Source organism: Bradyrhizobium sp. Leo170, assembly GCF_004296405.1.
Classification (GTDB): Bacteria; Pseudomonadota; Alphaproteobacteria; order Rhizobiales; family Xanthobacteraceae; genus Bradyrhizobium.
The window spans coordinates 1-10,861 of record NZ_PSRR01000300.1; the positions used below are offsets into that span (position 1 = coordinate 1).

Annotated in this window: 10 protein-coding genes; 6 read left to right on the top strand and 4 right to left on the bottom strand. The window is 64.7% G+C overall.

What is annotated here, in order from left to right:
* Window positions 1-246: an Lrp/AsnC ligand binding domain-containing protein gene (locus tag CWO89_RS33880; protein ID WP_027579940.1), complete on the bottom strand. Its 246-nt coding sequence runs from the start codon at window positions 244-246 to the stop codon at window positions 1-3.
* A 362-nt stretch (window positions 247-608) separates the two neighbouring features.
* On the opposite strand from CWO89_RS33880, the gene thiD reads away from it, so the two are divergent.
* From thiD to CWO89_RS33905, 5 genes are all read left to right on the top strand, one after another.
* Window positions 609-1,409: a bifunctional hydroxymethylpyrimidine kinase/phosphomethylpyrimidine kinase gene (gene thiD, locus CWO89_RS33885; RefSeq protein ID WP_130582818.1), complete on the top strand. Its 801-nt coding sequence runs from the start codon at window positions 609-611 to the stop codon at window positions 1,407-1,409.
* Between the two features lie 261 nt (window positions 1,410-1,670).
* Window positions 1,671-2,483: a UDP-2,3-diacylglucosamine diphosphatase gene (locus CWO89_RS33890; RefSeq protein WP_028163613.1), complete on the top strand. Its 813-nt coding sequence runs from the start codon at window positions 1,671-1,673 to the stop codon at window positions 2,481-2,483.
* Window positions 2,480-3,550: a glycosyltransferase family 4 protein gene (locus tag CWO89_RS33895; RefSeq protein ID WP_130582819.1), complete on the top strand. Its 1,071-nt coding sequence runs from the start codon at window positions 2,480-2,482 to the stop codon at window positions 3,548-3,550. Before CWO89_RS33890 ends, CWO89_RS33895 begins: the two co-directional genes overlap by 4 nt.
* A gap of 204 nt (window positions 3,551-3,754) precedes the next feature.
* Window positions 3,755-4,744: a threonine/serine dehydratase family protein gene (locus CWO89_RS33900; protein WP_130582820.1), complete on the top strand. Its 990-nt coding sequence runs from the start codon at window positions 3,755-3,757 to the stop codon at window positions 4,742-4,744.
* A gap of 238 nt (window positions 4,745-4,982) precedes the next feature.
* Entirely contained in the window at window positions 4,983-6,023 is a 1,041-nt protein-coding gene (locus CWO89_RS33905) for an AI-2E family transporter (RefSeq protein ID WP_130582821.1), read from the top strand.
* On the opposite strand, the gene CWO89_RS33910 is transcribed toward CWO89_RS33905, so the two are convergent.
* Together CWO89_RS33910 and CWO89_RS33915 are read right to left on the bottom strand one after the other, a co-directional pair.
* The gene (locus tag CWO89_RS33910; RefSeq protein WP_130582822.1) at window positions 6,020-7,789 is read right to left on the bottom strand and encodes a metallophosphoesterase family protein; all 1,770 of its coding nucleotides are present in this window, start codon (window positions 7,787-7,789) and stop codon (window positions 6,020-6,022) included. The two genes, CWO89_RS33905 and CWO89_RS33910, sit on opposite strands and share 4 nt — an antisense overlap.
* Before the next feature lie 187 nt (window positions 7,790-7,976).
* A complete protein-coding gene (locus CWO89_RS33915; protein WP_349644918.1) occupies window positions 7,977-9,074 on the bottom strand; it encodes a hypothetical protein in 1,098 nt (365 codons plus the stop codon).
* Between the two features lie 165 nt (window positions 9,075-9,239).
* Here CWO89_RS33915 and CWO89_RS33920 point away from each other — a divergent pair, with 165 nt between their 5' ends.
* Entirely contained in the window at window positions 9,240-10,439 is a 1,200-nt protein-coding gene (locus tag CWO89_RS33920; protein ID WP_130582824.1) for an MFS transporter, read from the top strand.
* Window positions 10,440-10,464: 25 nt separating this feature from the next.
* Here CWO89_RS33920 and CWO89_RS33925 read toward each other — a convergent pair.
* The coding region (locus CWO89_RS33925; RefSeq protein WP_283813563.1) for an enolase C-terminal domain-like protein at window positions 10,465-10,861 on the bottom strand (397 nt) is incomplete at its 5' end.

The following is a 10,861-nucleotide window of genomic DNA, read 5'->3' on the forward strand; positions in this document are numbered from 1 at the left end:
CTAGGTGGTCCCGAACGCCTTGAAGGTGATGATGGTGTGGGTGTCCTGGATGCCCGGGATGACCTGGACCTTCTCGTTGACGAAATGGCCGATGTCGGTGTCTTTGTCGACGTAGAACTTCACCAGGAGATCGTAATCGCCCGCGGTGGAGTAGATCTCGGAGGCGATCTCGGCCTCCGCCAGCGCATTGGCGACGGCATAGGACTGGCCGAGCTTGCACTTGATCTGGATGAAGAAGGGAACCATCGCTGTCATCTCCGGGGCAGGGTAGCCGGTGCATAGAGCCAAATTCGGGGTGCGATGGCAAGCCAGCTTGCCGGCCTTGGTCCTTGGCGCTAAAGCGAACTGATTTTAACTAGTACGGATTGACGGCGGCACTTCCCTCTCCCCGTTCTTACGGGGAGAGGGTTGGGGTGAGGGGCTCTCTCCACGAACACGGTGGCAGATACCCTCGTGGAGGCTCCCCCTCACCCGAAATTCAAGCTGCGCTTGAATTTCGACCTCTCCCCGCAAGCGGGGCGAGGTGAAGTCCAGGTCTCCGCTCGATTCGACAAGGGATGATCAAACCTAGGACAACTCATGATCGTCTACTGCGTGGCAGCTTTCCGATGACGACGCCGATCGCACTTACCATTGCCGGTTCGGATTCCTCTGGCGGTGCCGGCATCCAGGCGGATTTGAAGACCTTTGCCGCGCTCGGCGTCTACGGCGCCTCCGTCATCACCGCGCTGACCGCGCAGAACACGATGGGCGTGCGCGGCATCCACCAGGTGCCGGCCGAGTTCGTGACCGCGCAGATCGATGCAGTGTTCTCCGATCTCGCGGTCGGCGCGGTCAAGATCGGTATGGTCGCCGAGCTCTCGATCATCGATGCGATCGCGGCCGGGCTCGAGCGCTGGTCGCCGAAGCATGTCGTGTTCGATCCGGTGATGGTTGCAACCTCGGGCGATCGCCTGCTTGCCGCGGAGGCGGTCGATGCGCTGCGCACGAGATTGATCCCGCTTGCGTCGTTGATCACCCCGAACCTGCCGGAAGCCGCAGCACTGCTCGATGAACCGATGGCCGCAGACGAGGCCGCCATCGAGAGCCAGGGCAGGCGGCTGCTTGCGCTCGGCTGTCAGGCGGTGCTGATCAAGGGCGGGCACGGGCAGGGCAGCGAGAGCATCGACTATCTCGTCGATGCCGACAGCGCGATCGTGCTCGCGGCGCCACGCATCAACACCGCAAACACCCATGGCACCGGCTGCTCATTGTCGTCAGCGATCGCAGCTGAGCTTGCCAAGGGCGAAGACGTGACGTCAGCCGTGCGCAATGCCAAGCGCTGGATCAGCGCCGCGATCGAAGCCGCCGATCGTTTCACCGTCGGCCACGGCCACGGGCCGGTGCATCATTTTCACAGATTTTATTAGACGACCCGCAACGCCGTAGCCCGGATGGAGCGCAGCGTAATCCGGGGCCTTTGCGCGCCTTGGAGGCGCTTATCCCGGATTGCGCTTCGCTTCATCCGGGCTACAGGCCTCGTTCCGTACATCCACGGCCCCTCGTGTCGCCAGATTGTCGCATGGCGCTGTTATCCGCATTTCAAAGGGGCGCATAGCTGATTCTGGTGGGACCGTTGGCTGCGACGAATCGTCATCGCCCTGTCACAGGGATTTGTTAGGTGCACAGGTATGGGAAGCGACTCTTTCAGTGAAGAGAGCCCCGAGCGGCGCTTTCGCACGTTGTTTATCTCCGATGTCCATCTCGGAGCCCGCGGGTCGCAAGCCGACCGATTGCTGGATTTCCTGCGCTCTCACGATGCCGACACGATCTACCTGGTTGGCGACATCGTCGACGGTTGGGCGCTGAAGTCGAGTTGGCACTGGCCCCAGACCCATAACGACTTCGTGCAGAAGATGCTGCGCAAGGCGCGCAAGGGCGCCAAGGTCATCTACATCCCCGGCAATCACGACGAGTTCCTGCGTAAATACTACGGCACGCATTTCGGCGGCATCGATGTGATGGAGAACACCATCCACACCGGCGTCGACGGCAAGCGCTACCTTGTGATCCACGGCGATATCTTCGACCTCGTGGTGCAGAATGCGCGCTGGCTCGCCCATCTCGGCGACAAGGCCTACGACTTCGCGATCCAGATGAACCGCTTCGTCAACTTCTTCCGCCGCATGTTCGGCGTGCCCTATTGGTCGCTGTCGCAATGGGCGAAGCTGAAGGTCAAGAAGGCGGTGAACTATATCGGCGCGTTCGAAACCACGCTAGCCAGCGAAGCGCGTCGCCATGGCTGCGACGGCGTGATCTGCGGCCACATCCACTATGCGACCATCCGCGACGAGCACGGCATCCGCTACATGAATTGCGGCGACTGGGTCGAGAGCTGCACGGCGCTGGCCGAGCATGAGGACGGCCGCTTCGAGATCATCACCTGGACCGATCCGGTCCGGCGCATCGCACCAGTTCCACGGGTCACGGCGCGCGCCGCATGACAAAAATCCTGGTCGCGACCGACGCATGGCATCCCCAGGTCAATGGGGTGGTTCGGACGCTGACCATGATGGCCGAGGCGGCAAAGGGCCTCGGCGTTGAGATCGCATTTCTCACACCGCAATCGTTCCGCACCTTCGCGATGCCGAGCTATCGCGACCTCAGGCTGGCCTTGCCGCATCCGGCCGCGATTGCCGCGCTGATCGAGCAGGACAAGCCTGACAGCATCCACATCGCCACCGAAGGTCCGATCGGCCTGTTGGTGCGCCGTTATTGCCGCAAGCGCGGCCTGCCGTTCACCACGAGCTTTCACACCCGCTTTCCCGACTATGTCTCGGCGCGCTCGCCGATCCCGGAAAGCTGGATCTGGCGGCTGTTGCGCTGGTTCCATCGGCCGAGCCAGGCGGTGATGGCGGCAACCCCGGCGCTCGCCGCCGAACTGCGCTCGCGCGGTTTTCGCAATGTGGTGCTGTGGTCGCGCGGCGTCGATACCGCGCTGTTCCATCCGCGCCATGTCGACCTCTGTCTTCCGGCACCGGTTTTCCTGAGCGTCGGCCGGGTGGCGGTCGAGAAGAACCTGGAAGCCTTCCTCGACCTCGATCTGCCGGGCACCAGAGTCGTTGTCGGCGACGGGCCGGCGCGTCCGGCACTGGAGCGGAAATACCGCGACGCCGTGTTCCTGGGCGCACGGCACGGCGAGGAATTGGCGCGCATTTATGCCGCTGCCGATGTGTTCGTGTTCCCGAGCAGGACCGACACCTTCGGTTTGGTGCTGCTGGAGGCGCTTGCGAGCGGCCTGCCGGTCGCCGCTTTCCCAGTGGTCGGTCCGCGTGACGTGATCGGTACTGCGCCGGTCGGCGTGCTCAAGGAAGACCTCCGCGAGGCCTGCCTGGAGGCGCTCAGCATCCCGGCGCGGGTCTGCGTCGACTTTGCCGCGCGCCACACCTGGCAAGCCTCGGCGCGCGTCTTTATCGACCACGCCCTCAATCTCCGGCCGGTCGAGCCTGAATCCGCGCCCGAGAGCGAGCCAGCCGAATTCGTGGCCGAGGACCCGCATTTCGCAGCCTAGCCTGAGACCCGTAGCCCGGGTGGAGCCAACGGGTCGCGCGAACGCGCGCCCGATGACAGGCTCCGCGCAACCCGGGACTTCTGTATCGGCGTTGACCAGCGGTCCCGGGTTACGCGTTCCGCTCCACCCGGGCTACGAATCCCCTTCTGTGCATCACACAGAAGCGTCTTGCCGGCCTGTCGGCGGCCGCGTTACAAATTGCGTATGACCGAAATCATCGCAAATCCACCCGTCGACGCGGCTGATATCGAAGCCGCCGCAAAGGTGGTCGCGCCGTTCGCGGTGCGCACGCCGCTGCTGTCCTTTCCCGTCCTCAACGAGCGCGCCGGGACCAAGGTGTTCCTGAAGCCGGAAATGCTGCAGCGGACCGGCTCGTTCAAGTTCCGCGGCGCCTTCAACAAGCTGTCGTCGATCCCGCAGGCCCAGCGCGGCGGCGGGGTCGTCGCATTCTCCTCCGGTAACCACGCCCAGGGTGTGGCCGCGGCGGCGAAGATCCTCAACATGCAGGCGACTATCGTGATGCCGGCGGACTCGCCCATCACCAAGCGCGAGCGCACCAAGTCCTATGGCGCCGAGGTCGTGCTCTATGACCGCGACCGCGAGGACCGCGAGGCGATCGCCAATGGCATTGCGAGCAAGCGTGGCGCGACATTGGTGCGTCCCTACGACGATCCCTTCGTGATCGCAGGGCAGGGCACCGCAGGCCGCGAGATCGCCGAGGACATGGCCGCGCTTGGGCTTAACCCCGACATCGTGGTGGCGCCGGCGTCCGGCGGCGGACTGATCGCGGGCGTCGCGACAGCGGTGAAGGCTCAGTTCCCACAAGCCCAGGTGATCGTCGCCGAGCCGAAGGGCTATGACGACCACGCGCTATCGCTGCAGGCGGGACATCGTGAGCCGCATCCGGCCGCCGCCCGCACCATCTGCGACGCGCTGATGGCGGCGATGCCGGGCGAGCTGACATTCGCGATCAACAGCAAGCTGCTGGCGCGCGGCGTGTCAGCCTCTGACGAGGAAGTCGCCGCAGCGGTGGCGTTCGCCTATCGCGAATTGAAGCTGGTGGTCGAGCCCGGCGGTGCCGTCGGCCTTGCCGCGTTGCTCGCCGGCCGCATCGACGCCAAGGGCAAGAACGTCGTCATCGTTCTCTCCGGCGGCAATGTCGACGCCGACCTGTTCGCCAAGCTGGTGGCCTGAACAAGGCCGAGATTCTGTAGCCCGGGTGAAGCGTAGCGCAACCCGGGGCCTCCTGTAGACGTCGATGCAGAGCTCCCGGGTTACGCTGCGCTCCACCCGGGCTACAGCGCTGAACATCGTTTCGGCGCCTGCGCAATCAGCGCATGGAGGGGCATCCAACCCGTGGCCTCTGACCACCCTTGCGGCCGATTGAAGCAACTGACAATCTTCGACTGCCGCAACGTCGGAGGAATCCAGGATGGGGGACGGCTCCGGGCAAAAGGTTGCAACCGTCATCATCGCCGTGGTGCTCGTCGGCGCGGCTGCATCCCAGGCGCGCAGCGTGCTGGCGCCGCTGGCTGCGGCGCTCTTCATCATCGCGATCGTTTGGCCGGCGCAGAAATGGCTGCAGTCATGGATGCCAAAACTCGCAGCGCTCGCGATCACCATGCTGGTCACGGTGGCGGTCTGCCTTGCCTTCGCTTCGCTGGCTGCATGGGGCTTTGGGCGCGTCGGCCATTTCCTGGTCGCCGATGCGGCGCGCTATCAGACATTCTATGAACGAGCCGTGGTGTGGCTTGATGGCCATGGCATCGAGGTCGCCAGCCTTTGGGCCGAGCATTTCAACGTCGGCTGGCTGCTGCGCGCCACGCAATACGTCACCGGCCGCGTCAACACCACGCTGAGCTTCTGGCTGATCGCGCTCGTCTATGTCGTGCTGGGGTTGCTCGAGGTCGAGGACGTCAAGCGAAGGATAGACAGATTGGAAAACACCACGGCGGCGCGCGTGTTGCTCAATGGCAGTGCGGCGACCGCGGCCAAATTTCGGAAATATCTGCTGGTGCGTACGCAGATGAGCGCGGTCACGGGCCTTCTGGTCGGCCTTTTCGCCGGCGTTACCGGATTGCCATTCGCGTTCGAGTGGGGCGTGATCGCCTTCGTGCTGAACTACATCCCCTTCATCGGCCCTTTCATCGCCACGCTGTTTCCCACGCTGCTTGCCATGACGCAATTCGAGAGCTGGCCGGCGGTGTTCGGTGTCTTTGCCTGCCTCAACATCATCCAGTTCGTGGTCGGCAGCTATGTCGAGCCACGCGTCGCCGGCAACACGCTGTCGATATCGCCGTTCATCGTGCTGTTTGCGATCTTCTTGTGGACCTTCCTGTGGGGCCTGTTCGGCACCTTCATCGGCGTGCCAATCACGCTTGCGCTTCTCACCTTCTCTGCCGAGCACCCATCGACGCGCTGGCTCGCCGATCTGCTCGGAGGACCGGCGGATGCGAAGCGGGCAAAGACTTAGCTGCGTATAACCTCCACCTTTTCGGGTTCGGCAAGGCAAAGCGTTCCGCCCTGACCGCTAGTTAGCCGGTGGATGTAGAAATAGCTTGGCGCATCATCGGCAGCGTTCATCACCGGCGAGGGGGCGGAGATGATTTTCAATGCGCCGCATGCACCGATCCAATCGATGTGGCGGTGACCGTGCATCACCACGACGCGATCGGCAAAGGCTTGCAGCCTACGGACGAACCAGCTCCCATTGATCAATGCCGTTCCAATGCGCTCGGAGAACTTCGTCGTCGGCATGGGATATTCCGCGAGGTGATGGTGCAGCGCGACGATCCAGCGTGCTTTCGGAAAATAGTTCATGGCGGCCTCCAGCCGCTGCACCTGTTCGAGAGAGACCAGCCCGAGCGCGTTGGTAAAGGAGAAGTGGGTTTCGGCATTGGAGTCGAGGATGGCTATTCCGAGACCCTCTTCCTGCTCTGGGGGAAGGATCATCGGGAATTGGTCCTCGAACAGCCGGCGAAGCCCGGCGCCCCGACGCACGCCGCCGCGTTCGGCGAACGCAACAATCTGTTCGCTATGCGGCGTGAGGAGCTCGTCCAGCGTGGCCGCGACTTTGCCTGACTTGTCGACGAGGCGTACCCGATCGCCCTGAATGGCCGATATCGCCGACAGGGTCCGCATTTGCCGCAGCCGCTTGCCGGGGCTGAACGGCAAGTCGAGCCGTGCAGGGTTGGCCCGATCGACGATGTTCACGTCATGATTGCCCGGCAGCATGATCGTCCGTCCTGCAAGATCAGGGTGCTCTGACAATGCCTCGAAGAATTCGGCCCATTCGCTTGCGCGTCCTGCGTCCGTCATATCGCCGCTGATAAGCACGTGATCGAGCGGATCGGCGGCATGAATGGCGGCGAGACGAGCAAGCACGGCGGCGAGGCGCTCATTGCCGCGCGGGCCGGCGCGCCCGCTTTCGATGCGGAAGCCATATCGCTCGCCGACGACATGGACATCGGACAGATGCGCAACGCGCCAGATGCGGGCATCGGACCTGGGGATATCGAACGCGGCAAGATCGGCCGGCTGATCCATGCTGGCATCCGCAAAACCCCAGGCCAATGATGCCGCGGCGAGATAGCAGCACACGAGCACGATGGCGTTGGCCAGCGTCGTCATCACGAGATGATGGCCTTGGGCCAGATCGATCAGGCCGGCAGTCCATCGCGAGGCCGGCCAAACCAGGATCGCGATCAATGCCGCACCTGCGCTGAGCAGGATGCCGGCGCCGAGCGAGCACGCACGCCGCAGTCGCATGCGCAACGTGGGAGTCAGGCTGTTTTGCCAGATCCGTTCCGTCAGGTGGCGCAGTGCCTCGCGGCAGAACGCATAGCTCGGCTGCACCGCGAGCGCGTTGAGCGACCAGAAACTGATCTCGACGATCCGCAACAGCGGCCGCCAAGCGAACCATCCGAGCGCAACGATCGCGATCAGCATCAACGCCGCGCCGATTTCCGTCAGGACCAGGATTTTTTCGGACAACATTGAAAGCCAGGCGGAAGCCAAGAGCGGCGCAAGGCCGAGCAGCGCGGCCGGCAGCAGGAGCAACGCGGTCCACGCGAACAAGAGCTTCGGCAGGCTAATCTCGACGAGCAGGCTGCCGGCAATAGCAAGCAGCGAACGCTGTCCGGGGCTGGCGGCATCGTCCTCGACATCGCCGTGGCGCGGATCAAGCAGCAGGCGGCGCTGAATGCCCTCCGGTTCGTCCGCCGATGTCGACCGCCTCATGATATGAGTCCGTCGCTTGCACCTGTCGCCAGGATGGCCTTCGCGTGCGTTGCTTCACTCGCAGTTGGCACAGAGTGCGTGGACGCTAGCAGCCGCGCATGTCTGTGCGGCCCACTTTATCACAACTCTTGTAACGAGACATCGGCCGCCCTACGCGAGTCTCCTCGCGCAACAGCGGCTTTCGCGCCTACGAGAAGAACGCTATCTTCTCGGCCTGGCTCATGCGGCGGATAGGTGCGAGCGGATCGTTGGCGGCAGCGCTCGGCTTCTTGACGATGCCGTTGGCAATGATGGTGGAGCCGAGCGAGATTTCGACCGGAGGCTCGGGCGGCGCGACGAAGGTGGGCTGCGGCGGAAGCTCGAACCGCGGTTCCGGCAGCGCGGCGGCAAGCTCAGGCGCCTGCGGCACGATTTCCGGCGCGGGCGGTGCTTCGAGTTCAACAGGTGGCTCTTCGGCGATCGCTGCCGTGGCGTCCTCAACGTCGAACGGGTCGGGCGCGCCCATCTCCATCGCGATCATGTCGAGCACGGCCTCGTCATGAGCGTCGGCGGCAGCTTCGTCGGTGGCGCGAGCAAGCTCGATGGCTTCAGCCTCCGCCAGCGCGGCCTCGGCGACGGCGAGCGCGGCTTCCGCGTCCGCGACGGTGATGGTCTCTTCCGCGGCTTCCGGCGCGGGAGGTGCGGCGACCGTCTCTGCGACGGCCGGCGCCTCCGGTAGAGCCTCGACCTCTACCACGTGAAAGGAGCGCTCCTCCGCGGGGCTCTTCGGTGCAGGTGCGGGTGAGGGAGCCACCGGCGCTTCGGCGCTCGGCGCGGGCGTCTCATCGGCCTCGGAGAACTGGGCGAGGCGTTGCACAATCGGTGCGAAGGCGGCATCCAGCGCGGCCTTCGCGTCCTCGGATGAAATCTGCGCGGCGCCGTTCTCGATCGCGACGACCTGGGAATCGATGAGGTCGCAGATGCGTCCGTCATTGCCGATCTCGCGCAGCCGCCACGCGATCTCGCGGATCACCCGCGCGCCCTTGCGCACCGGGGTAAGCTTCTGCTCCAGCTCCAGGCTATCGAGCGCTTCGGCCGCAGATGCCTGCGCGGCCTCCACCGCGTCGCGGATCGCGGCGATGGCCTCGGCTATCGCCGGCCCCGAATCGGGCGGCTCGACCGCCTGCCTCTGCGTGGCGAGGGTTTCCTCGAGCCGGGCCACCGCATCCAGCACCAGGCGGGTGTCGGCGTTGCGGTTGCGCTTGGCATATTCGGAGAGGAACCAGCGGCCGCGCGCCGTCTCCATGAAGGCTTCGCTGATCGCGTGGTAATCATCCTCGCCCGGCTGCACCGGGCGGGCTGTGATCGGCGAAAGGGCGAATGCTTCGTTGGCCATGCAAATCTCGTCGCGCAAATTGCGGCGCGCTGCGATAACGAACACCACGATATCAGGCGAATCGCAATTGGATTGATGGCTTCCGAATCACAAATTCCTGCAGCGCCGCAAGCGGATGCTAAGCGATTCGCGGCTCGCCTCGGAACCTTTTACGGGACCATGTTCGGGATGCTCGGCACCTATCTGCCGTTCTTCCCGCTCTGGCTGAAGGCGGTGGGGATCGAGGCGTCCTGGATCGGCATCATCACGGCGGTGCCCGCGGTGACCCGCTTCACCGTGCTGCCGCTGATCACGTCCCTTGCCGAGCGGCGGCGGATGCTGCGCGGCGCCATCATGATCACGGCGGCCGCGACCGCGCTCGGATTTGCCCTCATCGGCACCCAGCACCAGGCGCTGCCGGTATTCCTGGTCTTCGTCGTCACCTGCTGCCTGTGGACGCCGACGGGGCCGCTCACCGATGCCTATGCGCTGCGCGGCGTGACGCATTACAGACTGAACTATGGGCCGCTGCGGCTGTGGGGCTCGGCCGCCTTCGTGGTCGGCGCGCTCTTGTGCGGGTTGCTGGTCGATGAAGTCGCGGCGGAGCACCTGATCTGGATCATCGCTGCCGTAGCGGGAGTTAGCGCGCTCACGAGCTTAGGCCTGCGGCCGCTCGAGGTCGCAAAGAGGGCCGAGACCGCACAGCGCGGCGGCGTCGCGCTGCTGCGCGATCGCGGCTTTCTTGCGATCATCGCAGCTTCCGCGCTGATCCAGGGCAGCCATGTCGCCTACTATATCTTTGCCTCCATCGTCTGGAAGCAGGCTGGCCTCGGCGGGCTCACGATTGCAGCGCTGTGGTCGCTCGGCGTGCTCGCGGAAATCGTGCTGTTTGCGGTATCGCCGCGCCTCACGCTGGCCCCGGCGATGCTAGTCGTGATCGGCGCACTGGCCGGGGTCGCGCGCTGGGTGATCACCGCACAGGATCCGCCGCTTCCGATCCTGGCCGTCGTGCAACTCACGCATGGGCTGACCTTCGGCCTGACGCAGGTCGGCATCATGGGGCTTTTGGTGCGCCAGGTGCCGGGGCACATCATGGCGCGCGGGCAGGGCTACCTTGCCGCCTGCAGCGGCATCGTCTCGAGCAGCACCTCGATCCTGTGCGGCGTCGTCTATGCCCGCTACGGCCAGGGCGTCTATTACCTGATGGCGGCAATGGCAGCGTCAGGTGCACTCGTGATGTGGCTGGGGCGGCACCGGATAGCGTTTTCAAGCGAAGTGGGTACCGGTTCGCGTTAAGAAAACGCGTCAAAAAGGGGCTCCATCAGCCCCAGAGCGCGGCCTCCGCCGGATAGACGAGGCTGCCGTCGTAACGCAGCCTATGGTCGCGGTCGCGCGCGAGCAACAAGGGGCCATCGAGATCGACGAAGCGCGCCTGTGGCGTGAGCAGCATCGCCGGCGCCATAGCGAGCGAGGTCGCGACCATGCAGCCGACCATGATGTCAAAGCCGAGCGCCTGCGCGGCATCCGCCATCGCGAGCGCTTCGGTCAGGCCGCCGGTCTTGTCGAGCTTGATGTTGACCGCGTCGTAGCGGTCACGGAGCCCCTCCAGCGAGGCGCGTGCATGCACGCTTTCGTCGGCGCAGACCGCAAGTGGCCGCTTGATCTGCGCCAGCGCCGCATCGTTGCCGGCCGGCAGGGGCTGCTCCACCAGCGTGACG

Bases quoted from the DNA above. Each gene is read 5' to 3' on its own strand.
- thiD (WP_130582818.1), top strand. From the start codon at position 609: ATGACGACGCCGATCGCACTTACCATTGCCGGTTCGGATTCCTCTGGC.
- CWO89_RS33890 (WP_028163613.1), top strand. From the start codon at position 1,671: ATGGGAAGCGACTCTTTCAGTGAAGAGAGCCCCGAGCGGCGCTTTCGC.
- CWO89_RS33880 (WP_027579940.1), bottom strand. From the start codon at position 246: ATGGTTCCCTTCTTCATCCAGATCAAGTGCAAGCTCGGCCAGTCCTAT.
- CWO89_RS33910 (WP_130582822.1), bottom strand. From the start codon at position 7,789: ATGAGGCGGTCGACATCGGCGGACGAACCGGAGGGCATTCAGCGCCGC.
- CWO89_RS33905 (WP_130582821.1), top strand. From the start codon at position 4,983: ATGGGGGACGGCTCCGGGCAAAAGGTTGCAACCGTCATCATCGCCGTG.
- CWO89_RS33900 (WP_130582820.1), top strand. From the start codon at position 3,755: ATGACCGAAATCATCGCAAATCCACCCGTCGACGCGGCTGATATCGAA.
- CWO89_RS33915 (WP_349644918.1), bottom strand. From the start codon at position 9,074: ATGGAGACGGCGCGCGGCCGCTGGTTCCTCTCCGAATATGCCAAGCGC.
- CWO89_RS33895 (WP_130582819.1), top strand. From the start codon at position 2,480: ATGACAAAAATCCTGGTCGCGACCGACGCATGGCATCCCCAGGTCAAT.
- CWO89_RS33920 (WP_130582824.1), top strand. From the start codon at position 9,240: ATGGCTTCCGAATCACAAATTCCTGCAGCGCCGCAAGCGGATGCTAAG.